Annotated in this window: 18 protein-coding genes; 2 read left to right on the forward strand and 16 right to left on the reverse strand. The window is 64.3% G+C overall.

Going from position 1 to position 25,895, the window contains the following annotated elements:
* Positions 1-31: 31 nt before the first annotated feature.
* From mnmC to OPU71_RS03850, 10 genes are all read right to left on the reverse strand, one after another.
* Positions 32-1,954 carry a bifunctional tRNA (5-methylaminomethyl-2-thiouridine)(34)-methyltransferase MnmD/FAD-dependent 5-carboxymethylaminomethyl-2-thiouridine(34) oxidoreductase MnmC gene (mnmC, locus tag OPU71_RS03805; RefSeq protein ID WP_267725059.1) on the reverse strand — a complete coding sequence of 641 codons (1,923 nt, stop codon included), beginning with the start codon at positions 1,952-1,954 and terminating at the stop codon, positions 32-34.
* A 36-nt stretch (positions 1,955-1,990) separates the two neighbouring features.
* Positions 1,991-3,499 (reverse strand): lysine--tRNA ligase, encoded by a 1,509-nt coding sequence (gene lysS, locus OPU71_RS03810; protein ID WP_267725062.1) that lies wholly within the window; start codon positions 3,497-3,499, stop codon positions 1,991-1,993.
* A 590-nt stretch (positions 3,500-4,089) separates the two neighbouring features.
* Complete coding sequence (locus tag OPU71_RS03815; protein WP_267725063.1) at positions 4,090-5,199, reverse strand: sensor domain-containing diguanylate cyclase; 1,110 nt, start codon at positions 5,197-5,199, stop codon at positions 4,090-4,092.
* Between the two features lie 66 nt (positions 5,200-5,265).
* Positions 5,266-8,055: an AAA family ATPase gene (locus OPU71_RS03820; RefSeq protein ID WP_267725065.1), complete on the reverse strand. Its 2,790-nt coding sequence runs from the start codon at positions 8,053-8,055 to the stop codon at positions 5,266-5,268.
* A gap of 6 nt (positions 8,056-8,061) precedes the next feature.
* Positions 8,062-8,760: a hypothetical protein gene (locus OPU71_RS03825; protein WP_267725067.1), complete on the reverse strand. Its 699-nt coding sequence runs from the start codon at positions 8,758-8,760 to the stop codon at positions 8,062-8,064.
* A gap of 48 nt (positions 8,761-8,808) precedes the next feature.
* On the reverse strand, positions 8,809-9,411 hold the full coding sequence (locus tag OPU71_RS03830; protein WP_267725070.1) for an HD domain-containing protein: 603 nt from the start codon (positions 9,409-9,411) through the stop codon (positions 8,809-8,811).
* Positions 9,411-9,929, reverse strand: a complete 519-nt coding sequence (locus OPU71_RS03835; protein ID WP_267725072.1) for a hypothetical protein — start codon at positions 9,927-9,929, stop codon at positions 9,411-9,413. Before OPU71_RS03835 ends, OPU71_RS03830 begins: the two co-directional genes overlap by 1 nt.
* Before the next feature lie 6 nt (positions 9,930-9,935).
* Positions 9,936-11,303 carry a hypothetical protein gene (locus OPU71_RS03840; protein ID WP_324256029.1) on the reverse strand — a complete coding sequence of 456 codons (1,368 nt, stop codon included), beginning with the start codon at positions 11,301-11,303 and terminating at the stop codon, positions 9,936-9,938.
* A 37-nt stretch (positions 11,304-11,340) separates the two neighbouring features.
* Positions 11,341-12,445 (reverse strand): peptide chain release factor 2 gene (prfB, locus tag OPU71_RS03845; protein WP_267725074.1). Its coding sequence is split into 2 segments (ribosomal slippage): positions 11,341-12,363 and positions 12,365-12,445, totalling 1,104 coding nucleotides; the frame shifts between segments, so codons are not numbered across the junction.
* A 157-nt stretch (positions 12,446-12,602) separates the two neighbouring features.
* On the reverse strand, positions 12,603-14,603 hold the full coding sequence (locus OPU71_RS03850) for a site-specific recombinase (RefSeq protein ID WP_267725077.1): 2,001 nt from the start codon (positions 14,601-14,603) through the stop codon (positions 12,603-12,605).
* 157 nt (positions 14,604-14,760) lie between these two features.
* Here OPU71_RS03850 and OPU71_RS03855 point away from each other — a divergent pair, with 157 nt between their 5' ends.
* Positions 14,761-14,964, forward strand: coding sequence for a DUF2116 family Zn-ribbon domain-containing protein (locus OPU71_RS03855; protein WP_267725080.1), 204 nt, complete (start codon positions 14,761-14,763; stop codon positions 14,962-14,964).
* A 33-nt stretch (positions 14,965-14,997) separates the two neighbouring features.
* Entirely contained in the window at positions 14,998-15,204 is a 207-nt protein-coding gene (gene rpoZ, locus OPU71_RS03860; protein ID WP_267725083.1) for a DNA-directed RNA polymerase subunit omega, read from the forward strand.
* Between the two features lie 76 nt (positions 15,205-15,280).
* Here the strand turns inward: rpoZ and aceK are convergent, their stop codons facing one another.
* The 6 genes from aceK to OPU71_RS03890 all read right to left on the reverse strand — a co-directional run bounded on the left by aceK (position 15,281) and on the right by OPU71_RS03890 (position 25,670).
* Complete coding sequence (gene aceK, locus OPU71_RS03865) at positions 15,281-17,083, reverse strand: bifunctional isocitrate dehydrogenase kinase/phosphatase (protein WP_267725086.1); 1,803 nt, start codon at positions 17,081-17,083, stop codon at positions 15,281-15,283.
* A 113-nt stretch (positions 17,084-17,196) separates the two neighbouring features.
* Positions 17,197-17,985, reverse strand: coding sequence for a diguanylate cyclase (locus OPU71_RS03870; RefSeq protein ID WP_267725089.1), 789 nt, complete (start codon positions 17,983-17,985; stop codon positions 17,197-17,199).
* 103 nt (positions 17,986-18,088) lie between these two features.
* Positions 18,089-20,206, reverse strand: coding sequence for a prolyl oligopeptidase family serine peptidase (locus OPU71_RS03875; protein WP_267725092.1), 2,118 nt, complete (start codon positions 20,204-20,206; stop codon positions 18,089-18,091).
* Between the two features lie 107 nt (positions 20,207-20,313).
* Positions 20,314-21,393, reverse strand: coding sequence for a type VI secretion system protein TssA (gene tssA / locus OPU71_RS03880; protein ID WP_267725094.1), 1,080 nt, complete (start codon positions 21,391-21,393; stop codon positions 20,314-20,316).
* An 81-nt stretch (positions 21,394-21,474) separates the two neighbouring features.
* Entirely contained in the window at positions 21,475-24,534 is a 3,060-nt protein-coding gene (locus OPU71_RS03885) for an efflux RND transporter permease subunit (protein WP_267725096.1), read from the reverse strand.
* Complete coding sequence (locus OPU71_RS03890; RefSeq protein WP_267725098.1) at positions 24,531-25,670, reverse strand: efflux RND transporter periplasmic adaptor subunit; 1,140 nt, start codon at positions 25,668-25,670, stop codon at positions 24,531-24,533. Before OPU71_RS03890 ends, OPU71_RS03885 begins: the two co-directional genes overlap by 4 nt.
* Positions 25,671-25,895 lie beyond the last annotated feature (225 nt).

Consider the following 25,895-nt stretch of genomic DNA (forward strand, 5'->3'; position numbering starts at 1 on the left):
TGCGCCTGGCATCGCGAGGGGCGCCGCCGTGTCAGATCTCGGCGACGAGCGGGCTGCGAATCTTGCGGAAAAGGAAGCGCGCCGGGTCTACCCGATCCGCGAGCGATTCCGGCACGGGCAGGGGCTCATTCGCAATCTGGCTGGCAACCAGTTCGCTCAGCAATGAACACCACACCAGGCCGCGCGCGCCGAATCCGGAAAGGATGTAGAGGCCGGCATGGCGGGGCACGCTGTTCAGATCGAAGCCCTTGCCGCTCATCACCGAAGGCAGTTCGCCGGCAATGGGCATGCGGTCGAGCGAGACCGGGCGTTGGCCGACACGGCCGCCAAAGCGGTCCATCGGCGCGTTCTTGGCGAAGCCCGGCAGCATCTTGTGTAGTTTGTCGATGTTCTCGAGGTGGTCGCCCAAGCGAACATGGGTCGATTCATCATCGGCAAAGAAGGTGGCGCCGGCGCAGGTTACGCCGTCAATCGCAGGTGTGGCGTAGCCTTGTCCGCAAACAACCGTCTTGAGCGCGGGTACCGTGTCTTCAGGCAGGTGGGTGACCTGGCCACGTGCCACGCGCAGGGCCATCCAGTCAGCCATTGCAAGGCGGCGCGCATCCGCAGCGTTGGCCAGCACGATTACCGGCGCTTCTGCGATCAGCTTGCCGTCGGCGGAAACGGCGCGCCAAAGCTTGCCCACCCGCTGCAAGCGCGCAACATGGGTGGAAAAGCGCGCGACGACGCGGCCGGGGTGACGCGCAAGGTTGGCAACGCACAGGCTGGGCGGATTGATCCACCCGCCCATCTGGAAGAACCAACCGCCGTGCGAGACCGGGGCACCCGCAATTCGCTCCGCATGACGCTTGTCCACGTAGCGGACGAACTCCTGCGGTGCTTTGATGGCTTCGACAACCATCCGCTGCTTTTCTTCTTGCTCCGGGTCGCGAGCCAGATGAAGTACGCCGCAGGGCGCCCAGCGCACGTTGAGCTCTTCCTGCTGCAGATTCTTGATGTGCCGCAGCCCGTACAGGAAACCTGAGCGGGTGATCTGGAAGAGGCGCCCGTCGTCGGCCGACGGCAGCGGGCGGAAGGCGCCGGCAAGGTTGCCCGAGGCGCCTTGGGCGGGTTGTGAGGCCGATTCAACCAGTTGCACATCCCAGCCGCGCGCGGCAAGACGCTCCGCCATCGAAGTGCCGGCCAAGCCGGCGCCGATCACGATTGCACGCCGGTCATCGGGCGTGCGGCGCCGCTCGGAAATCGTGGTTGCGCGGCCGCAGAGCATCTCTCGCTTGCCACCGTAACCCGCCTGCTTGTCGGTCAGGAAGCCGGCTTCGGCGAGTGCGGTGCGCACCCACGCCGAGACGGACCAGGTTGCAATCCGTGTCTCGGTGTGCGCGCGCTCGGCGAGCGCTTCAAACACCGCAGGCGACCACATGTCCGGGTTCTTGCCTGGTGCGAAGCCGTCCAGGTAGATCGCATCGGCTTGCGCACGCAGTTCCGGCAGCATCATGTGTGCTTCGCCGAACAGCAGCGTCAGCGTGACACGATCTTCGTCAAAGTGCAGGCGGTGGAAGCCGGGCATCGGCAACGGCCACTGCGCGCGCAGCTTGGCGGCAAGATCGGGCGGTGCCCCCGATTTTGCGTGCGCTTCGGCCAGGTCGCTGGCATTGAAGGGATGCTTCTCAACCGAAATGAAATGCAGGCGCCGGCATTTGTTCGGATCGGCACGCCACGCTTCCCAGGTTGCCAGGAAGTTATGTCCGAGCCCGAAACCGGTTTCGATCACGACGTAGTCGTCGCGCCCCTTCCAGCCCTCTGGCAGGGCACAGCCGGCCAGGAAGACGTGTCGCGCTTGCCCCATTGCGCCTGCATGCGGATGGTAGGCGTCGTCGTACTTGATTGAGTACGGCGTGCCGTCTTCACCGAATTCAAGGCTTGCAGTGTCGAGGGGGCGATAGTCAGTGCTCACGCGGGCGCTCTCGAGTGGGTTTCGGGTATGTGAAGCTTATTCCGGACGCATCTGCGGGAAAAGGATGACGTCGCGGATCGCCGGGCTGTCGGTCAGCAACATGATCAGGCGGTCGATACCGACACCGCAACCACCTGTGGGCGGCAGGCCGAATTCAAGCGCGCGGACGTAATCGGCGTCGTAGTACATCGCCTCGTCGTCGCCGGCTTCCTTCGCCTTGACCTGCTCCAGGAAGCGTTCAGCTTGGTCTTCCGGATCGTTCAACTCAGAGAAGCCGTTACAGATTTCGCGGCCGACGATGAAGAGTTCGAAGCGCTCGGTGATCTCGGGGCGGGCGTCGGACTTGCGCGCCAGCGGGCTGATCTCGGTCGGGTAGTCGATGATGAAGGTCGGCTCCCACAACTCGGCCTCGGTGTTCTCTTCGAACATCAGCAGTTGCAGGCCACCCAGGCCCGGCGCGCCCTTGACGTCGACTTTCATCGCGGCGAGCTTGTCGCGCAGCCAGTCGGCATCGTTGAGCTGCGCCATCGAGAAGCCCGGGTTGTACTTGTGAATGGCTTCAGCCATCGTCAGGCGATGGAAGGGGCGCGACAGGTCAAGCTCGCGGCCCTGGTACTGGAACACTTCGGTGCCCAGCGCTTCACGCGCCGCGTGGCGGATCAGCCCTTCGGTGAAGTTCATGACGAGTTGGTAGTCGGCGTAGGCCTCGTAGAACTCCATCATCGTGAATTCGGGGTTGTGACGGGTCGAGATGCCTTCGTTGCGGAAGTTGCGATTGATCTCGAACACCTTCTCGAAGCCGCCGACCACGAGGCGCTTGAGGTAGAGCTCCGGCGCAATGCGCAGATAGAGTTCCATGTCGAGCGCGTTGTGGTGCGTCTTGAAGGGCTTGGCCGCGGCGCCGCCGGGGATCGGATGCATCATCGGCGTTTCGACTTCGAGGAAGCCGTGCCCGGTCATGTAGTTGCGGATCGACTGCACCAGGCGTGAGCGCGCGACGAAGGTGTAGCGCGATTCTTCCGACGTGATCAGATCAAGGTAGCGCTGACGGTAGGTCATCTCGACGTCGGCAAGGCCCTTGTGCTTGTCGGGCAGCGGGCGCAGGCACTTCGAGAGCAGGCGGATCTCGGCGACCTTGACCGAAAGCTCACCCGTTTTGGTCTTGAACAGCGTGCCGACGCAGCCGACGATATCGCCCAGATCCCAGGTCTTGAAGTCTGCATACACTTCTTCGCCCACCGCATCGCGGGTGACGTAAAGCTGGATGCGGCCCGAAAGATCCTGCACGGTCACGAACGAGGCCTTGCCCATGACGCGCTTGAGCATCACGCGGCCAGCGACCTTCACTTCAACCGGGTTGGCCTCAAGCGTCTCGTTGTCCTTGCCGCTGTACAGCTCGTCCAGCTTGCCCGCGGTGTTCTCGCGGCGGAAGTCGTTCGGGTAGGCTTTGCCGGACTCACGCCATTTCGCAAGCTTCGCGCGACGCTCGGCGATGATGTGGTTTTCGTCCTGGGCGTGGACCGGATTTTCGTTGTTTTCGGACATGGCAGAAGCTCAAGGCAAGGCACACGGCAGCCGACAATGGTCGGGCGTCCGGGGCAGGATCGCCCCTCGGTGCAAAGGGTCTGATTTTGACATACTCGGGCCCCCCTGTGGCCACGTCGCTTGCGGGCCAGATCAAGAGTAAGCGCCGGGCATGCAGGCCCATGCCGCATGCGGGTAAACCTTGATCGAACACACCTGGAATCCGCCGTCTATGTGTGTGCCGCGTGTCTTTGATGAATGGATTCGGTCGGCCCGCGCGCGTGCATCTGCTTGAGCGCAGTGTTCAGTGCTTCAAGAAAGTCCGGATGCTTTTTGAGCGTGAGTTTGCTGATCAGAAAGGCGGAGTGATCGCTGCGCAGTTCGCGTGTGACTCCGACGTTCGGTGGCGTCGAGGGCTGCGACCGTTCCGTGACCGTGACCGGACCGTTAATGACGAAGCCGATTCTTCCGGTTCAGCGCTGCTTGGACGTTGGTCGTATCGAGCGGTGCGAATTCCCGCGGGGATGAAATGCCCGGCTTGGTCAAGGAGGTTGCGAGATTGCCGCCGCATGCAGAACCATGGACGTCGCCGCTTCGCGCCGTCTTTCCGATCAATCGAAAAGCGCGTCGATATCCGCCTGAAGCTCGGTGTTTGCGCCTGCGGCGGGCTTGGGGCCTTCGAGCAGGCCGCGTGCCACGAGGTCTTCGTAACTATTGACCTGGTTGCGGCCGTTCTGCTTCGAGAAATACAGCGCTTCGTCCGCGTGGCCGAGCATTTCGGCCGGCGGTTGAGTCGGATCGATCTGCGTGAAACCCGCTGACGCAGTGACCTGGCCGACCTGCGGGAACTCGTGCGATTCAACCGCGGTACGAAAGCGCTCGAAGATTGCGCGTGCGTCCGGCTCGCTGACATTGCGCAGCAGCACGACGAATTCTTCGCCCCCGAAGCGGAACAGCTTGTCGCGCTGGCGGAACGAACTCCTCATCACCTCGGCCACGCGCAGCAGCACTTCGTCGCCAAACAAGTGGCCAAAGTTGTCGTTGATGCGCTTGAAGCGGTCGATGTCGATCACGCCCATCCATGAGGGGCGTGTGGCCAGATCGTCCTGATTGCGGCGGTCTGAATCAGTCTGCAGCGCACGGCCTACACTTGCGATGAAACGGTCGAAGTTCTCGTCGAACGTCTTGCGGTTGAGCAGCTTGGTCAGGGTGTCTAGCTCGGCGTAGTCGAGCAGGTCAAGCTGATTCTGGTAGAAGTGGGCGACATGCAGAAAGGCATCGCGAACGCGCGGTTCCGGGGCGATGTCGCAGTCGGCAACCAGCAGCGCGTGCGGGTTGCCGGTGTCGCCCATGGCCAGCGCTAGGCGGTAGGCGGATTCAGAGCGAATCTCGGCAACGCCGTCGCTGGAGCGGATGGCCGAGTCCAGGAAGGGATCGTCGTGCAGCGGTACTGGTGGGTGTTCCTCGTCTTCGTTGGCCACCTGTTCGCGATCTGGCGCCGCCACGGCCACCACCGCGCCGACCGGGCCGTGCGGCGATGCGCTTACCGCGTAGAGCTTGACCTCTCGCGCGCCGAGCACGTCGCGCATCGCGGTGACCAGACGAAGCGTCATCTGCTCGCGGTCGCGGCTCGAAGACATGGCGCGTACCTGCCCCAGCAGCTTCAGCATGCTTTGGTCGGTGCCTGCAGCCAGTCGGGCAAGTCCGGTGGTATCGCTCATCTCTACGCTTGCTAGGTTATTGAGTGATTATCGGCCGAGCCGACTAGGGCTTGAGGCCAATTTGCATCAGATCTCGCGCCGCAGCACGCCGATTGGCGGCGCCCAGTCTTCGCCGCCCTTCTTCTTGCGGGTCACCAGCGTCAGTTGAGCTGGCTGGAACACGTTGGCGTTGTGCGTTACCGGCGTCGTGATCAGGTATTGCGCGCGGGTGGCGCGGAGGAAGGCGCCAACGCGGTCGATATTGGCCACGTCAAGGTGGGCGAAGGGTTCGTCGATGAAGACAAAGCCGCCAGGGCGGGCGTCGTCCATCAGCAGGCCCACCAGCAGGATCAGCGACTTCATCACCTGCTGGCCGCCAGAGGCTTCGCCATCGTTAAGCGTCTGCACGCCCTTCTGGTCGAAATCGAAAGCCACTTCCAGCCCGGCCGACGAGAGGGTGGCGTCTTCATTTTCAAGCAGCGGGGTGGGGCACTCGACATGGATGCCCGCAAGCTCGCCCAGCGCGCGCAGGTTCTTCGCGTACTGGCGCACGGTGGCGCGCAGCTTGGCGATGTAGGCGGCACGCGCTTCGTCGACGAGGATGCGGGTGCGCTCGCAGTAGCCGCTGCGCTCGCGGTAGTCGCGCTCGCGGGCGTCGAGTTCGAGCTTGAGCTTGTCGCGCACGATCAGCACCTGCTCGTCGGTCGCCCAGTCGCCTTCGTTCAAGCGGCGCTTCAGGCGCGCCAGTTCGTTGCGCGCGCCGGCCAGGCCGTTGAACTGCTCGGCCAGCCCAGAAAGGGTTTCGGGGTCGAGCCAACGCCGCGGCATGCCGCGGCGCTTGCTGCGCAGGCGCATCAGGCGGGCGGCCTGCTCCAGGCGTTGCGGTTTGTCGTCCGCGTTCAGGCGCACCAGCGCCTCGCGCGCGATGCGCAGTTCGTCCTTGCGGCGATTGGCTTCGATCTCGATGCCGCGCAGGCTTTCTTCGCAACGGGTGACTTCGGCGCGCGCCGCGTCGCGCTGTGCTTCGGCGGCCTGCTGTGCGCTGCGCGCCACCGCTTGTTCCTGCGCAGCCGCTTCGAACTCGGATGCGCGCGCGAGCATCAACTCGGCGGCCTGCAAGCCCAGTAGCTTTTCGCGGCAGGCGCGCAGGCGGGCATCGGCCTCGTCCTGCTGCTTTTGCGCCGCCTGCAGGCGGGCGTCCAGGTCGCGGACTTCAGCATTCAAAGCATCGACTCGCGAAGTACGGGCGAGTGCGCCAAACCAGAATTCGTGCGGCACGCCAAGGTGGCGGGCGCCGCGGCGTTCGCGGTGGTAGCCCTCGGGCGTGATCCAGTCCTGATCCTTCGGCAGGCGCTTGGCGGCGTCGGCACTGGCAACCCGCTGGATGCGGTTGAGCAGGTCGGCGAGCCAGCGCGGCGGGTCGCCGGCAAAGCGCACGACTTCGAGCAGGCTACCCGGCATCGGGCCAGGGCAGGGCGCGCGCTCTGCGACGAGGAAGTGGCGGAAGCGTTCCTGTTCGCCCAGTGCCCAGGCGGCGTAGCGGTCGTTCTCGTCTTCCAGCAGCAGCAGCGAACGATAGGGCCGCAGGATGGCCTCAACCGCGCCTTGCCAGGCCGGGTCGGTGACTTCGGTGAGTTCGGCCAGCGCGATGTGTTCGATGCCTTCGTCACTCAGCAGGCTGCGGAATCGGCGTACGTCCGCCTCTTGCGGCGGGCCGGCCTTATCGCGGGCTTGTCGCAACTGCTCGGTGACTTCCTCGAATCGGGCTTTGAGTGTGCGGACCTGGCTGCGCGCTGCATCGGCCGCGGCGAAGGAGGCGGAGGCTTCTTCCTCGCTCGCCAGCGCGTCAGCACCGTGTTCGCGGCTGACGCGCTCACGCAGTGCGTCACGCTCGGCGAGCAGGCGATCGATGTCGCGCAGGCGGTCGCGTGCGGTGAGCCACAGCGCATCCTGTTCCGCGAGCAGCGCCTTGGCGTTGGCGAGGCCATCGCGTGCCGTGCTGCGTTCGCCGTCCAGTTCAGCCAGGCGGGCGTTCGCGCTGGCGACCACGGCGGTGCGTTCGCGGGCATCGACTCGGGCGCCACGAAGCTTGCCGCGCGCCTCAGTGATCTCGCGGCTGAGGTCGGCGACTTCGAGCCGCGGAATGATCTCCGCTTCCAGCGACTGGGTTTCGCGGGTGAGGTCGCGCCACTCCATGTAGCGGTCCGCTTCCAGTCGTTTGGCCTCGGCCTGGGCGCGGAGCTTTTCCAGATCCAGCGCGAGCGATTCGAGTTCGCGCAGCGCGGTGTGTTGCTCGGTGCGGGCGGTCTGGTAGTTGTCCAGCACTTCCTTGTCGCCGAACACATCGAAGACCAGATCGAGCAGGGCGCGTGGCGAGTACTCGCAGAGCTTGTCGGTGTCGCCCTGCTCAAGCGCCAGCACCTTGGCGATGGCGGGCGTCAGGCCGGCGTAGGCAAGCCGGGTCTGGTAGTCGCGCAGGCCGGCCCACTGGGCGCGCTCGTCGAGTTCCTCGATCGGGACGATGCCGTCTTCGATGGTGTATTCGCGCGTCCAGTCGCCGCCGGCGCGCTTGATGCGGCAGGCGAGCGTGACGTCGTCGCGCAAACAGGGGAAGAAGGGGCGTTTGCCGGTCGGGCCGGGGCGGTTGGCCACCGTGGCACGAATCCACGCCACGCCGGCATTCGCGCGGCGAACATAGCGGCGGAACTCGCGCTTGCCGGAGCAGCGCAGCGCGAACAGCGTGCGCAGCGCGTCGAGCAGGGTAGTTTTGCCGGAGCCGTTGGGCCCGACGATGGTAATGATCTGGGCGTCGAGCGGGATCGTGAAGCGGCGCCAGAAGTCCCAGTGGACCAGTTCGATTTCGCGGATATGGAACATGCGGTATCAGGCGTCCGTGGAATCGGGTTCGGAATCGGCATCCTCTTCGAATGCCTCGTCGGTGCTGGGCAGCGCGTGGCCGGCGGCGGCCAGCACGTCGGCCAGGGTGCCGTTGACGATGCGGTCGGCCAGCACGCGGTAGTCGAGCAGCACGTCGAGCAAGGGGCCCTCGTGGATCATGCCGCCACGTCGTTCGATGAAGCCGAGCCGCGCAAGCTTGCCGAGGGCGAAGTTGCGCACCTTGGTCTTACCGCCCAGTTGCGCACCGAAGTCCGCCAGCAGCGAGGCTTCGGAGATTGCGCCGGAGACTTCCTCGCCGTGCGTGATCGGTTTTTCCTGCCCGAACATATCGTTCTGGCCATCGTCGCCGCGTTCACGCCGGCCGAGCTGGCGTTCGCGCTTGGGCAGGATGATCAGCGCCCAGATCACGATCAGCAGCGCAATCTCGTCGCGCGTCAGGCCCATCGTGCTGGCCTGGTAGTCGCGCCCGCCGAACACCGCGTCGAGCATGTCTTCCTTCAGGCCAACCGCGACATGCGCCGCGAACGGGTTGTCGAGCAACTGCAGGCCGACTTCGGCGAGCCGGTGTTCCAGTTCAAGCCGGAAGCTCTCGTCGACCAGCGCACGCTTGACCTGCGCATCGGTGCGCGGCAGCCAGCGATGGGCCAGCAGGCGGGCGGTGAGGGTGGTGATGTTGTGGTCCATCAAAGGCCTTCCGCGTTTGTTTGCTCAACGGTGATGCGTGCTGGCGAACTACTCATTTCGGTACAGCCCCTTCTCAGTACTGGTTTCGATGGTGCTCTGCGCCTGCGCCCAAAGCGCAGCCGATGCAGCCGCGATGTGCTGCTTGCGCGCCAGAACGGCGGTCTTCGTCGGGATCAGCGACGGGTCTTCGGGTTCGCCGGAAATCAGATGGTTTGTCAGCGGTTGCAGGGCGTCAATCGAGGCGGCAAAAGCGGCCTCGGGCGTGCTGCGCGCCTCGAACTCACGCCACAGATCAAGGAATTCGGCCCCTTGCTCCGCAGGTAGCATGCCGAACAGCCTTGCTGCGGCCGATTCCTCATTGTCGGGCTGCTTCTTCTGGGCTTGGGTGTCGTAAGCCCAGGTGTCGCCGGCGTCGATCTCGACCAAGTCGTGAATCAGCAGCATCTTTACGATGCGCAGCACGTCCAGCGAGCCGGCGTCCGCATGCTCAGCCAGCACAATCGCCATCAGCGCGATGTGCCAGGAGTGCTCGGCGCTGTTCTCGAAGCGCGAGCGATCGACAACCCGGTTGCGCCTGAACACCAACTTGAGCTTCTCGACCTCGTTCAGGAAATCAAGTTGTTGGGTGATGCGCGATTCGTTGGGCGACACTAAGCGCGCTCCTTCAGGGCTACAGTCGAAAGGAACTGCTTCAGGCGTTCTTCATTGTTCTGCGGACCGACGAGTTCGACGACCTTGCAGCGACGGCTGCCTAGCCAGTTTCGATGTGCGGCGAGGCTTCGGCCCTCTGCGGGGTTGCCGTCGTAGGATGCGGCCCATTCGAGAAACTCGGGTCGCGCGCTGCCATGCAGGCGCTGCTCGCGCTCAATCAGTCGCGCGACTCGAATGCTGGTTTCCACGTACAGGAATGCAACGGCATCGAAGCAGTCCTCGATCGCTGAACCCCATCCCATCACGCTTCCGGACACCACAGCATCGGGTGCGCCGTTCAGTGCACTTATCAGCATCGATGCTCGTTCTTCGGCTTGGCGAAGCTTCTGGTATGGCGGGTGAGTAGGAAGCCAAAGGTAATCGTCGGCTTCGAAGTGCCGCGCGCCCATCGCTTGAGCAATCGAAACGCCCAGCGTTGTCGTGCCCGAACCAGCCGCCCCTGTCACAAGAATTCGCATCAGAGCCTAAGCCTCAGGCTTGCGAACGACCGAGCCTGCCGACATCGTCGCCACTTCATCCTGATGCACCGGGATCTGGTGGTCTTCGAGTACCAGTTCGTACGGCATCTGGGTGAGGTCGGCGACCGGGCCTTCGGCTTGGGCTTCGACGCCGCCCAGCAGCGAGAGCAGGGAGAGGCGGTAGCTGGCGGGCGCGAAGCCGCCGCCGAGCACGAGGCGGTGGGCGGGGGCGGTTTCGGCGACGTTGGTGAGGCGGTCGGTGAGCTTCCAGAGCAGCGAGAGGTCTTCGGATTCAGGCGCGAGGTTCTGGTCGACGGTTTGCGAGGCGGGCAGGCTGTTGTCGGCTTCCATGCGCTGCACTTCTTCCGACAGTGCGCTTTCGGCGCGGTCCAGCAATTCATGGCCGCCGGCGACGAACTGCGTTTGCGGCGAGGCGCCGAGCGCGTCGTTGGCGAGCGCGGCGATGTCGGCGGTGGTGCGCGCGCGCAGCCAGACCATGACGTCGGACGATGAAACGCCGGATTCGCCCAGCGTGACCCGCTGCGATTCGATCTTGTTGAGCGCGCGCTGGAAGGCGGCATCGGCGCGCGCAAGTTTGCTCTGCGCAAGGCCGATGGCGTGGGCGACGCGGCCGATCTCGGGCGTGACCTCTTCAACATCCAGCAGTGAGCGCAGGATGCCGGTGCCTTTGTCGAGCCAGCGCATGTTGGCCGACAGGCGGCTGCGGGCTTCGATGATGCGGAATTCAGAGCCCGACGCGATCGACTCTTCGAAGGATTCGGTCAGCGCGTTCAGCTTGGCCAGCAGGTGTTGCAGCACTTCCGGCGTGACGGTGCCGGTGACCTGCATGCCGGCGAGCTGGGTGGTGAGGAAGCCCAGTTCGGCGTCTTCGTCCTCGCCAAAGCGCAGCAGCACCGATACCGCGGCCATCGCGTTGCGGCCGGCATCGGTGAGCTGGTACTGGCGGTCTTCGCCGAACACCATCAGCCCGTTTTCGCGCAGGCGTGCGAGCACGGTTTCGAGCTTGATCGGGTCGAGGTAGGCGAAGTGGCGACGCAGTTCGTCCGGGCCCCAGCGCGGGGTTTCGGCGCGTCCGCCCATCTCGCGCAGCACATGCAGGCGGATGAAGACTTCTTCCTCGCCACCGCGGAACAGGGTGATGAAGGCGGCGATCAGCGACTGCGCGCGGGCGAGCGACCACAGCGCGGGCACATCGTCGAGCGTGACGCCGGCGGCGAGGAAGTCGTCCAGCGCGCCGCCATCCACTGCGGTTTGCCATGAGTCGGTCTGCGCCATCGAGGCGTGGCGGCGCGGGCTGGCCGCATCGGCCGGTTTGCGCGGCGTTGCGGGGTCGGGATGGATGGCGTCGTTCATGCGGGGCGGGGCAGCGCGTGGCGCCGCCCCGGTCTCCTTAGACGCCTTGCTTCAGGCTGGCCTGGATGAAGTCTTCCAGGTCGCCGTCGAGCACGGCTTGGGTGTTGCCGACTTCGAAGTTGGTACGCAGATCCTTGATGCGCGACTGGTCGAGCACGTAGGAGCGGATCTGGTGGCCCCAACCGATATCCGACTTCGAGTCTTCGAGCTTCTGCTGTTCGCTCTGGCGCTTGCGCAGCTCCGCTTCGTAGAGGCGCGCGCGCAGCATCTGCCAGGCTTCATCGCGGTTGCGGTGCTGCGAACGGTCGTTCTGGCACTGCACGACGATGCCGGTGGGCACGTGCGTCAAGCGCACCGCCGAGTCGGTCTTGTTGATGTGCTGACCGCCGGCGCCGGATGCGCGGTAGGTGTCGGTACGCACATCCGCTGGATTGATGTCGATTTCGATCGAGTCGTCGACTTCCGGGAAGATGAAAACCGAGCAGAAGCTGGTGTGGCGGCGTGCGTTCGAGTCGAAGGGGCTCTTGCGAACCAGGCGATGGATGCCGGTTTCGGTGCGCAGGTAGCCGTAGGCGTAGTCGCCGGTGACCTTGATCGTTGCGCTCTTGATGCCGGCCACTTCGCCTTCGGACTCTTCGAGCAGTTCAACCGTGAAACCCTTGCGCTCGCAGTAGCGCAGGTACATGCGTTCGAGCATGCCGGCCCAATCCTGTGCCTCGGTGCCACCGGCACCAGACTGGATTTCGATGAAGCAGGGGCGCGGGTCCATCGGGTTGTTGAACATGCGGCGGAATTCAAGGCCGACGATGATCGCTTCGACGCTGGCGACATCGGCATCGACGGCTTCGACCGTGTCCCAGTCCGCTTCGGCCTGGCCCATCTCGAAAAGCTCGCGGCTGTCGGTGATGCGCGCCACAACGTCGTCGAGCGTGAGCACCACGCCTTCGAGCGACTTCTTTTCCTTGCCTAGCTCCTGGGCCCGTGCGGCGTCATTCCAGACGTTGGGGTCTTCCAGTTCGCGGTTGACTTCTTCGAGACGGCGATGCTTGGTCTCGTAGTCAAAGATACCCCCGTAGGGCGTGCTCGCGGGTCTTCAGATCCTCGAGCTTGTTTGCGATCGCGTTGATGCGTTCAGCGTCCATTTCGGCCTCCGATGAACCGATTCGCTGAGGCTGGCAGCCCCGCTTGGGGCAGCGCACGCAAGATGCGTGGGGGCCGAGTGATCGGCGTGCTACCGGCGAATTCGGAAAAACCGCGAATTATACATGCGGGGCGCAAGCGGCCCCGCAGTGCGCAGGCTCAGGTTTCCTCGGCTGCGCTTTGCCGGCGCGGTGGCAGGAATAGATCCTGCGGGCGCCGCAGCATGCGCTTGAGCACGCGCCCGAGCAGTTGCCGGCCGTGGCTGAAGCGCACCCGGCGCGACTTCATCGCGGTGTAGAGCGCCAGGCTGAAGCTGACCAGCAGGTTGGTCAGGCCAATCGCGGCGACGCCCAGCGTGCAGCTGATCAGCAGGTACAGCGGCACATCGAAGCCCTTGGCGGCGATGCCGTAGGCGAAGTTGGCGGCACCGAAGGTGACATGGCGGATATCCAGTGGCAGGCCGAGGATGAAGCCGATCGTGCCCATGCAGCCGAGCATGCAGCCGAAAAGGAAGTTGCCCATCAGGGCGCCCAGGTTGTTTTCGATGTAGTTGCTGACGCGGCTCAGGCGCGCTTCGCCAAGCAATTTGCGCAGACGGGGCAATTGCCGGATGCGTTGCGGGATGCGGGCATAGACGCACTTGTTGTCGTAATAACCGGTAATCAAGCCAGAGAGGAACAGGCACACGCCCGCAATGGCGGCATGCGGAATGGCCAGGCTGGTCAAGGGGCGGATGTCTTCGAGCAGGTGGGTTGCCTTGGCGGCATCGACCATGGGCATTGGCGCAAAACGCAGCCACAGCCAGCCGATCGAGATGCTGACGGCAAACGCAATCAGGACGTTGCCGACAATCGCGGCGAACTGACTGCGGAGCACATCGACGACCAGATTCTCAAGGCGGTCGAGTTGCGGCTTGCCGTCGCGGCCTTCATCCAGGGCCGCGGCGAGCAGGGCGGCCGTCATCGCGGGCTGTTTTGTGGCGATGGTGAAGTGCAGCAGGTGCACGACGATGAAGCCCAGCCCGTAGTTCAGGCTGAAGCCCAGTGCCTCCCACAGCGGGGGCAGGTGCGCCTTGGCGGTGTATATCTTGATGATGGCCATGAACGCCACAATTACCCCGGCGCCCGCGGCTGCGCCGAACAGTGCGCGCATTTCCTTGGTGGTGCTGGCAACGTAGTGCTCGCCGGTGCGGCTGGCGTGTTCGGTGACCTGAAGCGCGAGCAGATCGGTTACGCGTACCAGCAGCGCACGAATGCTGTTCTTTTCGCCTTCGTGGTGCAGCAATTCGCGGAAGAACGCGAGCTTGCGCTCTTGCTGGGCCTCAGAACTGTCGGGCGCGGCGAGTACGACCAGTTGCCGCATCCGCGCGATCGTCTGCCCGGCGCGCTGGGCGTCGTAGGTGAGGGCGACGCTTGCGCCACCCTGGCGGGCGAGTTTGCGGATCCGGTTGATATGCCTTTCGCACTGGCTGAGCAGTACTTCCAGGTGGCTGCAATCGGGCCAGGGCTGGCTGCCATCAGCGAGTGCGGCAAGGGCTGCGGCGGAGATCGCCTGCACTTCGTCGGTCTGCGCAACAAAGGGCGATTCGCGCGAAGCGGCATCGCTGTCGTAACGCAGGAAGTCCGGCTCCAGGCCAAGCGCTGCGAGGCGGAAGGAGAGTATGCGGAGCGCCTCAATCATCTCGGCTTCCATCTTCCGATCGTTTGCGGAACGGGCATTGCCGAAGCCGATTACTTCCAGCAGTTCTGCGACAACATGCTCCGGGATCTCGGCGATCCAGTTCTGATCCTTCGCCTCACGGACCAAGGTGGCGAAAAGGTCCTGCAGGTAGGTGTCGTCGTAGGCGGGCGGCAGCACTTTCGCCACCATGCGCTTGATCACGGCGCCGAAGATGCTGTCGTTGGTGAGGATGCCCAGGTCAGCGAAGAGCGAACGCTGCATGCGCGCGGCAAACACGCCAGACAGGTAGTCACGCAGGCCGTCGGCCAGATGCGGGCGCGTCTGCAGCACCGAGATCATGGCCCGCAATCGTTGCGTGGCGGCGCCTGGCGCCTCAAGCTCGCGCGGGCGCAGGCTCGCGATGATCTCCATCAGGGCATCGGTTGAACGGCTGCCTGGGGCGGCTGCAATGTCCTCAAGAATGGGTACCAGAGCTCTCATCGGTCTCTTGCCTGCACGCTGGGCGGACTATTCTGGCACACTGTGCGGGCGCCTTTCGCTTTCCGGGCGAGACGGCGGCCCGAAAACTTGGTAAAGTGCCGCCCCTTTCGCGGGTGGCATGCGTGCCTCCGTTTGCAGACTGCGGAGACGTCAGAAAATGGATGAAGCGGATCTGGCTCAACAGGAAGTTGAATTGAGCCTCAAACTCTCGCTGCAGCGTAAGGAGCCTTCGCTCGCGGCGACAGGCACCTGCTACTTCTGCAGTGAGTCGCTGCCGGAAGGCCAGAAGTTCTGCGACAGCGATTGCGAGGAAGACTATCGCCGGCTGCAGTGGCAGAAATCACAGCGCGTTCGCGGCTGAACCCGCGCAGCGCAAGCAACACAAGGAAAAGACATGGCCCGTATCACTGTTGAAGATTGCCTGAAGACGATTCCGAATCGCTTCGAAATGACGCTGGCCGCCGCGATCCGCGCGCGTCAGCTCGCTCGTGGCCATACGCCGCAAGTGGATGGCAGCAAGAACAAGTTCGCCGTGACCGCGCTGCGCGAAGTTGCCTCGGGTCACATCGATCGCGGCATCCTGTCGAAACTCGAAGCCTGATCGCAAACGGGGCCGACCTCACCGGCCCTGATCAAAACCGGCCGCGTCAGCGCGCGGCCTGTCGCGCCTCAGCGGTTCAGTCCTCAGCCTCGGCGAGAAGCTCTGCTTCTCCGTCCGGGGCTTTGGTCGTTTCTGTGCCGTAGAGCTGGCAGAAACGCAGGCGCTGCGGGTAAGGGAAGAAGTCTTCGACGTAACCTTCGCGGATTCGGGCCTGCGTGCCCTGCCAGAAGGCGGCGTCGAGCAGATCCCGGTGGTACTTCATGAACGCGTGCCGCACCTTGGGCAGGCCGAGCAGGAAGGTGCCGAATTCCTCCGGGAACACGTCGTTGCGTGCCACCGAGTACCAGACCTCGCCGCTCATTTCCATTTCTTCGTTGGGAGCCGGCGGAATGCGACGGAAGTTGCAGTCGGTCATGAACTCGATTTCGTCGTAGTCGTAGAACACGACGCGGCCGTAGCGGGTGACACCGAAGTTCTTCCACAGCATATCGCCCGGGAAGATGTTGGCCTGCGCCATTTCGCGGATGGCGCTGCCATATTCCTGCACCGCGTGGTCGGTTTGCGCTTCGTCCGCTTGCTCAAGGAAGAGGTTCAGCGGCGTGAGGCGGCGTTCGATGTAGAGGTGCTTGATGACGATCGTGTCGCCTTCCTCCTCAACGCTGTCGGCACAAACGTCTCGCAGTTCGGCGATCAGATCGGGGTGGAAGCGGTGGCGCGGCAGCGCGGCATCGGAAAACTCCAGCGTGTCGGCCATGCGCCCGACGCGGTCCACCTGCTTGACCATCTGGTACTTGCGCTTGACGGTCGCCCGATCCATTTCCTTCTGGATCGCGCGCTGGTCCTTGATGATCTTGAAGACGTAGGGGTAGGAGGGCAGCGTGAATACCGCCATCACCATGCCGCGGATACCCGGCGCGACAATGAACTGGTCGTTCGAGTGCAGCAGGTGGCTGACTAGATCGCGGAAGAACATCGTCTTGCCTTGCTTGCCCAAGCCCAGCATGGTGTAGATCTCGCTGCGCGGCTTGTTCGGCATGATCGAGCGCAGGAAGTGCACATAGCCTGACGGCACCTCCATATCGACCAGGAAGTAGGCGCGCGAGAGCGAGAACAGCAGCGAAATCCGCCAGGGTTCGAGCAGGATGGTGTCGGCGTAGAGGCGCCCTTCGGTGTTGTGCCGGATCACCACCGCGAAGGGCGTTTCGACATAGCCGTTGATGGCCTTGCCGATGATATAGGCGGCCTTGTTGCGGTAGAAGGGCGAGTACAGCACCTGGATCTGGCAATTCACCTCTCGCGCCGGCCAACCATTGAGGTGGCTCTCGATGCTGCGCAGGATGTGTTCGACATCGCGCTGGAGGTCCTCGAAGGGTACCTGCCATGCAAAGTCTTCGATCACCCGGCGCACGGTGGCGCGCATGCCGCCTTCGTGCGGGTAGTAGCTTGAGTAGGTAGGCGGGTAGGACTGGATGTACTCAGTTGAAATTGCCGGCCGCGCGAAGATGTAATCGTTGTGGAAGTAGGTGCGGTGCAGGATCTTGCAGCACACCGAGTTGAAGAAGGTTTCTGCAAGCTCGGGCTGCTTGTGATTGATCAGGAAACCGATGTAGAGCAGCTTGGCTTGTTGCCAGGTGCGGTCATCCAGCCCGTCTGCATGGCACTCGCCGCGCAGGCGCATCACCGTTTCGTTCACGCGATCGTCGTAGAACTGCACCCGCTCGCGCACCGCCCGCAGTTCGCCTTGCCAGTCGGCCTGCTCGAAACGTTGCTTCGCCGAGCGCGAGGTTTCACTAAAGATGCGGTAGTGGCGGTTGAAGCCATCGATCAGCGCTTGCGCGATCGCATGCGCCACGTGGTTGTCCGCTGCCGGAACGTCCATGCCGTCTCCCCCGGTGGTGTCCGATTGTGCAGATGCACATCGGCGATTCTAGCTGTGGCAGTCAAGCGGGCGCCATCGGCGGAAACACCGACATGCGTGGCCTGCATGCCCGCCTACTGGTGGGCGATCACTTGATTGCGGCCCAGATGCTTGGCCTGATACACGGCCGCGTCGGCACGGTTGAAAAGCGCTTCGAAGTTCTCGTCGGCCTTGAGCGTGGCGACGCCGATGCTGCAGGTGACCGGAACTCCGCCCGGTTTGAGTGTTTCGATGTGAGCGCGAAGGCGCTCGGCGCCCAGTGATGCCAGGGGCAGATCAACCCCCGGCAGCACCAGCAGCAGTTCTTCGCCACCGTAGCGCACCGGAATGTCTTGCGGGCGGGCGCTGTTGCGCAATGCACTGGCAACCGCAACGAGCACCTGATCGCCAGCGCCATGACCGAAGCTGTCGTTGATCTTCTTGAAATGGTCGAGATCGATCACGACCAGCGACAAGGCCTTTCCACTCTGGCGGCACTCGGCCAGCAGTTCGGGTGTGAGTTCTTCGAGCCGATGCCGGTTGAACAGGCCGGTCAGGCGATTGCGCTGGGCCATGTCCTTGACCATCTGATGCTGCGCCTCCAGCCGTGCAAACAGGTCTGCGAGGGTCACGAGCTTGCGCACCCGCACTTCGAACGCTTCCGGTAGCACCGGCTTCTGCACGAAGTCGTTGGCGCCTGCACGCAGGATCTCGATGCGTCGGCTCGCGTTGTCGCTGGCGGAGAGGGCGAGGATCGGTGTTTGCGCAGCGCGGCCGGGATTCCCCCGCACGACACGGATCACGTCAAGCCCGGTCTTGATGCCTTCAAGCATGAAGTCGGTGACGATGAGCGAATAGGGCCGTCGCCGTACTGCTTCATTCAACGGCAGGCGCTGCGGATTCCTGAGTGCCGGCAACCGCTTTGTCCATAACAAAACGGCGCGTCCGAGGTGACGCGCCGTTTGTGTGATGCGGGGCTGTGCCGACTCAGCGCGTCGGCTGGAAGGCCGGGTCGCCCATCTGCCAGAGGAAGAAAGACCAGACGTCTGCGGTTTCGTCGAGCGCCTGGCCGATGTTCGAGCCAATCCCATGGCCCGCATCGAAGTCCACGCGCAAGAGCACCGGTTTGCCCTTCGGATTGGCCGCCTGCAGCCGTGCGGCGAGCTTGCCGGGCATCCAGGCGTCAACACGCGGGTCATTGGCGCCGGTGGTGACGATCACGGCCGGATAGGCGACCCCGTCGCGAATACGGTGGTAGGGGCTGTTGGCGTACATCGCCTTGAAGTGCGAGGGGTTCGTCACGGTGCCGAACTCGGCCACGTTTGGTGCCCCGTTGGGCGTCAGCTCCATGCGCAGCATGTCGGAGACGCCCACGGCACTTTGCGCCGCAGCAAACAGATCCGGCCGCGCGGTGATGGCGCCACCGATCGTGATGCCGCCCGCGCTGCCGCCGGTGCCCGCCAGGGTGGAAGGCGAGGTGTACTGGTTGCTCACCAGCCACTGGGCACACGCGAGGAAGTCGCCCACGGTGTTGTGCTTGGTCTCGATGTATCCGCCGCGATGCCAGTCCTCGCCCAGCTCTCCGCCGCCGCGCACATGGCAGATCGCCTGAATGCCACCGCGCTCAAGCCAAGCCAGGCGGCTTGCCGAAAAGGCGGGTTCCAGCGAGATCCCGTAAGCGCCATAGCCGGTTAGTATGGTCGGGCGCTTGCCGTCACGCGCCACGCCCTTGGGCGTCAGCAAGGACATCGGCACCATGACCCCGTCGGCCGCCTTCACCATCACGCGGCTTGCTTCCACCTTGGAGGTGTCCACCTTGACCGGCGCTTGCAGCGGGGTGGGCTTGGTCTTGATCCCGTCGACCAGCAATACCTGGGGCGGATTGGTCCAGCCTGCCATGCGCACCAGCAGGCGCCAGTCGTCCCCGGCGCTGATTTCCTGCACGGTGCCGTCGAACGGCAATTGCACGGTTTCGACCTTGCCGTCCTTGCGCGCTACTCGGATCAGGCGGGACACCCCGCCGTCAAGCGCCTTCACATAGATTGCATCCCGCGCGACGACTGGAAACTGAAGCACGCTGTCGCCGCTCGGCAGGGCCACGCTCTGGGTGCCAGCGGCGATGTCCAGACGCAGCAACTCGCGGCGCGAGGCTTTCTTCTGGCTGATCGCGAAGACGGCGTCACCGGCGAGCGCTGCCCGGGTGACCTTGTCTTCCGGGCCGATGATCCGCTTCCAGGGCGTGTCAGCCCCCTTCAAGTCTGCCAGTGGCGCGACCCAGTACGAGCGCTCTGCCGCGTCACCGTGCAAGACCTCGGCCAAGGCCCACTTCGAATCCCGGGCGGTCGAGATGTAGGGCAGGTCCGGGACCGCGAACGTGCGCTTGGCTGATACTTCCCAGCCGAACACCGCCACATCTTGCGTGCTGGCGCTGCCGAGTTTGTGCAGCAACACCGCGCTCTTGTTGTAGCGCTCATCGGCGGGATGCCGGTTGTAGAAGAATCCGCGGCCGTCGGGCAGCCAAGCGACGCCGTTTTCGTTAAGGCCGGCGCGATCGATCGATTCGCTGAGAAAAGTGCCTTTGGCCACGTCCAGCACCCGCAGGACGCTGTCTTCGGAGCCGCCACGCGAGATGCCGATCGCCAGAAGCCGGCCGTTGGGCGAGGGGGTATACCAGTCGATCGAGTGGTGTCCGCCCTCACCGGGCAGCGCGTCAGGATCGAGCAGCAGGCGTTCGCCACCGCTGGTGCCGGCCCGCACCCAGAGTTTGCGTGCGTTTTCGCCCGGTACGCGTTTGAGGTAGAAGGTGCGGCCGCCCGCCTGCTCGTAGCCGGCGGTGATCTCGCCCGAATCGGCCAGTTCCCCCATGCGTTTGCGCAGCGCATCGCGGCCGGGCAGGGTCTTGAGCACGCTGCTGGCGTAGTCGGCCTGCGCACGCAGCCAGCCCTTGAACTCGGGCGTGCTCATGTCTTCCATCCAGCGGTACGGGTCCTTTACGCTGACACCATGGTAGACATCGACGACGGGCTTTTCCGGCGTGGCCGGCGGAGCGGCCAGGGCGAGCGCCGGAATGGCGAGCAGGGCGCTGCAGAGGGCATGACGGCGCATCTTCGTTCCTTGTGGGGTTTGAGCGGCTGACGCGCAGCAGGGTGAGGCCGCGCGTCAAAAGATGCAGATGCTAACCCGCTGCGCAGCGGCGCAGATGTCGTTATGTGTCAGCGCTGCACACCGAGCAACTCGTCGATGTGCGCCAGGGCGCTGTCGTCCTTGACGACCTGCCGCAGCCAGTCGTGCAGTGGCATGTTGGCCCATGTTGCGGCCTTGTCGGCAAGGTAGGCGACCGGGCTGTGCGGTTCGGTGCGGCGGAAGTATGCGGCGACTTCAACCAGCATGGCGACCGCTTCGGCGCGGCTCATGCCCTCTGGCGAACGCGGCGCGCTGCGGCTTGCGGCGGGGCGCGCGGGCTCGCCGGCTGCGCTGGCATTGGCAATTCCGTTGGCGTTGGCGGGCGCACTGGGCTGAATTGCGCTTGCGCCGCCGCGTTCGGTGATGAGACGGCTGATCAGGTGATGGATGCGCTCGTGCAGGTCGCGCAGCATCCGCAGCGATGGCGCGTGATCGCCGAGGACGCGTTCGGCGGTGGCATCGAGATTGCGCATCGACTCGGCGAGTGCGTCGAGCGTGTCGCGCGTGGCCTGCAACTGGGTGAGCGGGCATGTGCGGCAGGCAGCCTCCCATGCAAGGGCGAGGTCGGCGTGCTCGTGCGGTTCGCCGTCGTCGAAGCGCCCGCTGGCGCTGCGGGCACGCTCATGGTCGTCCCAGGAGAAGGTGGTGCCGTCGCCGTGGACCAGCGGTGCGGATTTGGCCACTTCCAGCGCGCGCTGCAGCATCCAACCGATGGCGCCGGCGCGCTCCTCGGCGTCGGCGTCTTCGGGCAGGGGGTGCACCGTGTCAGGGAAGGCGTCAAGCAATCCACTGCAAAGATCGAGGCCTAGGGCGAGGCCGGCAAAGCCATTGAGACGGCCGCTTGCCTCGGTGTAACGCGCCGCAACGCGCAGATCCTTGGTGCGCTTGCTCAAGAGGCTGCTGGCGACATCGATCACGCGTCGCCAGTCTGCCACCTTGAGCGTGGTGACCCAGTCGCCCTGGTCGAGCGACGGGTCGTCTTCACGGCGCGCTTCGTCGAGCGCGTCGAACTCGGGTGAGAAGGACATGTCTTCGCCCGTGGTGCTGGCACCGGTGAGCGGTGCCAGCAGGGGCGCAAGGATTTCGGCGTTGGCGTGCGGTGCGGTCATGGGAATCTCCGGAAGGTCGCCGGAGATTCTAATGTCATGACGCGCGCCGTCGGCGTGATGCCATGCGCATCAGCGGTGTGATCAGGCCGTTTGCAGGGCGCGCCGGCCAAAGCGCGCGCGCAGGTCTTCAAAGCCAAGGTAGATGACTGGCGTGATGAAGAGCGTGATCAGCTGCGAGAAGACCAGGCCGCCCACCACCGATACGCCAAGCGGTTGCCGCAACTCGGCCCCGGCGCCAATGCCCAGCGCAATCGGCAACGCGCCAGCCAGTGCCGCCAGGGTCGTCATCGTGATCGGGCGGAAGCGCAGTGCGCAGGCCTCGCGGATTGCGTCCAGCGGTGTTGCGCCGGCGCGCTGCGCCTCAACCGCGAAGTCGATCATCATGATGGCGTTCTTCTTCACGATGCCGATCAGCAAGACAATGCCAATGCTGGCGATCAGCGTGAGTTCCATGTCGAACAGGCGCAGGGTGATCAGCGCGCCCACCGCGGCGGACGGCAGGCCGGCCAGGATCGTGATCGGGTGGATGTAGCTTTCGTACAGCACCCCAAGCAGGACGTAGATCACCAGCAGCGCACCGAGGATCAGCACGACTTGTGCCCCCTGCGATTGCTGGAACGCGGCCGCATCACCGGCGAAGCTGGTGAGGATGCCAGAGGGCAGGCCGATCTGGCGCTCTGCTTGCTTGATCCGGTCGGTTGCTTCGCCCAGCGCCGCGCCGGGCGCGAGGTTGAAGGACACGGTCACCGCCTGGAGTTGCCCCTGATGGTTCACCGAAGTCGGGCCGGCGACGCGTTCAACATGGGTCAGGTTGGCCAGCGGCACCATGTTGCCGGCAGCGTTTTTCACCTGCAGGCGGCCCAAGGCCCGCTCGTCGCTGCGGAACGCCTCTTCAAGCTCAAGGATTACCTTGTAATCGCCGGATGAGGTGTAGATCGTCGAGACCTGGCGCTCGCCGAAGGCGCTGTAGAGCGTTGAGCGGATGTCGGAGAGCGCGACGCCGTAAAGGTTGGCACGTTCGCGGTCGATGGTGATGCGCGCGTTGAGGCCTTTGAGCTGTGAATCGGTGGTGACATCGCGGAACAGCGGATCGGCCGCGAGCGTTTGCTTGAGCCGATCGGCCCAGCCGGTCAGCTCTTCCCCGCCTACGCTTTGCATCACGTACTGGAACTGGCTGCGTGAAGGGCGGCCGCCCAAGCGCAGGTTCTGGACCGGCATGAAGTACACGTCCACGCCCGGAATGCCGCGCGTCTTGGCGCGCAGCCGCTCGACCACCTTGGGCATGGCTTCGCGCTCGCTGCGTGGCTTGAGGCGCAACCACATCCGCGCGCCCGATTCGCCCACCGCGGCAGAGTAGCCCTCCACGGCCGGGTCGCTGCCGATGGTTTTCATCAAGGTGTCGCCGTGCTTGAGGATGGCGTCGAACGAGGCATCGGTCGATGCGTCCGCGTTCACCATCACCAGGCCGGTATCTTCCTGCGGGAAGAAGCCCTTGGGGCTGGCGGCAAACAGCCAGACGCTTGCGATCAGCGTTGCCAGCGCCACGCCCAGGACGAGGCCGCGGTGCGCCAGCGCACGATCGAGGCCGCGCTGGTAGGCCGTCAGAATCTTGTTGAAGCCATGTTCCAGCCGGGCCAGGGCCGGGTGCTGGGTTTGCTCGGATTCGCGCTTGAGGAAGCGGCTGCCCATCAAGGGAATCAGCGTGAGCGAGACCACGGCCGAAACCAGGACCGCGAGCGATACCACCACCGCGAATTCATGGAACAGCAGGCCAATCACGCCGGGCATGAAGAAGATCGGGATGAACACCGCCACCAGCGAGAGCGAGATCGAGATGATCGTGAAGCTCACTTCCCGTGCGCCGGTGATCGCCGCTTCAAGCGGCGGGAGGCCATCTTCAAGATGGCGGACGATGTTCTCGAGCACCACGATGGCGTCGTCCACCACCAAGCCGACCGCAAGCGTGAGACCGAGCAGCGAAATATTGTTGAGGCTGTAGCCCAGCAGGTACATCAGGCCCAGCGTGCCGATCAGCGAGATCGGTAGCGTGACGGACGGGATCAAGGTCGCCGCCGCATGGCGCAAGAAGAGGAACATGACCAGCACGACCAGTGCGATCGTGCCCAGCATGGTCAGTTCGACGTCGTGGATCGCATCGCGCACCGACTGCGAGCGGTCATTGACGATCTGGACACGGACCGAGCCGGGCATCTGGGCCGACAGGCGCGGCAGCATCGCGCGGATCGCATCGACCGTGGCGACCGTGTTGGCATCCGGCTGCTTCTGCACGCCCAGCACGATGGACCGTTCGCCGTCTGCCCAGCTTGCATTGGTAACGGTTTCGATGCTGTCGGTGACGGTGGCGACATCGCTCAGGCGAACCGGCTGGCCGTTGTAACTGGCCACGATCAGCGGCGCGAATTCGCTTGCCTGCTTGAGCTGGCGGTTTGCGTCGATCGTCAGCGTCTGCGACGGGCCGCGCAGCACGCCAAGCGGGGTGTTGGTGTTCGAATTGCGGATCGCGGTGGCCAGTTGGTCGAGCGTCATGCCACGCGCGGCCAGCTTGTCGGGGTTGGCTTGCACCCGCACAGCGAACTTGCGCTGCCCCCAGTTCGATACCTGCGCGACGCCCTCAACCGTTGAAAGTGCCGGGGCGATCAGGTTGTCGGCAAAGTCGTTGAGCTGCGCGGGCGACAGCGATGGCGCCGTGAGCGCCATGATCAGGATCGGTGCGTCGGCCGGGTTCACCTTGCGGTAGGACGGCAGGGAAGTCATTTCGGCCGGCAGCGAACGCTGCGCGCGCAGCAAGGCCGCCTGCACGTCACCCGCGGCAGCGTCGATGTCGCGCTTGGCGGCAAACTCCAGCGTGATCGAGGTGTTGCCCTGAGTGTTGCTCGAACTCATGCTGACCAGGCCGGCAATCGTCGAGAACTGCTTCTCAAGCGGTGTCGCCACCGATGTGGCCATCGTTTCCGGGTTGGCCCCCGGTAGCGACGCGTTCACGTTGATGGTGGGCGTGTCATAGCTGGGCAGCGCCGCAACCGGCAGATACATGAAGCCGAAAATGCCCGCCACGACTGCCGACAGCGAGAGCAGGACGGTCATCACCGGCCTGCGGATGCAAAGCTCCGACAAGTTCATTGCTTGCCCTCGCCAGCCTTGGGCGCTTGATCGGCATCGCGCAGTTTGACGCCCGGCCGCAGGTTCTGGCCGCCGACGTTCACAACGCGCGCGCCGGCGGAGACGCCTTCGAGTACCGCAAAGCGTGCATCCTGATAACGGATTTTCACCGGCACCGCCTTGGCGCGACCCTGCTCATCGGCGAGATAGACGAACTGACCTTCGGGGCCGACCTGCACGGCCGTCAGTGGCGCCGTTGCAGCATCGCTGATGGTGTCCAGCGTCAGCGAGACAGCCACCTGCGATCCCGGCCACAGCGGGTATTTGTCATTGCCGAAGCGTGCTTTGACCCGCACGCCGCCGGCAGCCGCATCCACCGTGCTGTCGATGAAGTTGAGCTTGCCCTGGTGCGTGCCGCTGGCATCGATCACGGTCACCATGACCTCACCGCGTGCCTGGGCTGCGCGCAATTGGGCCAGGCGTGATTCGGGCAGCGAAAACGCAACGTCAATCGGGTCGAGTTGTGTCAAGGTGGTCAGGGCTTGGGTGTTGCCCGGCTGCACGAGACTGCCCACCCGAACGTTGATCAATCCCACGCGGCCGCTCTGCGGTGCGGCGATCACACCACGGTCAATCGTAACTTGCGCCTCCGCGATGGCTGCGCGATCTGCCGCGACCGATGCGATCAAGGCTGCGACGTTGCTCTTGCTGGCGTCGACAATGCCTTGCGAAACAAAGCCGCGTGACTGCAGTTCGATGTTGCGATCCAGCGTTCGCTGGGCCTCGCCGAGCAATGCCTCGTTTCGCGCGCGTTGGGCCTTGAGCTTTTCGAGTGACGCCGCCTCGGCGCGGGCATCAAGGCGGAACAGCGGTGTGCCCGCAGCGACGGAATCGCCCTCGCGCACCAGGATCTCCCGAATCGTGCTTGAGAGCTGCGAACGAACTTCAACCGTCGAGACTGGGGTGACGAAGCCGCTGGTCTCGAACACGACAGGAACCGATCGGGTTTCAACCGTGACAAAACGAACGCTGACGACCGGCTCGCCGCCGCCTTTGCCGCCCTTGAGGCTGCCGGATGAACCCGGCTTGAAAATGGCGTAGCCAGCGATTCCGATGGCAATAGCCAGCGCCGCGATCAGGAGTTTTTTCTTGTGCATGGAGGTATCGTGAAGGTGAAACGGCGCGCCTGAGATGCTTCAAGGCACGCCCATTCTGGCAGCGCCTGCGATGTCGTGTTGTGACTCGTCAGGGCACATTTGGTTCGCAATGTAATTGCTTTACACAGCAAAGAATAGCGCGCCTTGGTGCGGTGCCGCGAAATCGGCCATAATTTGAAGTTCAGATGATGCAGTAACGGCTGCATCGTCCATGCAAGGCCACAT

The sequence above is a fragment of the Niveibacterium sp. 24ML genome, assembly GCF_026586805.1.
Classification (GTDB): domain Bacteria; phylum Pseudomonadota; class Gammaproteobacteria; order Burkholderiales; family Rhodocyclaceae; genus Niveibacterium.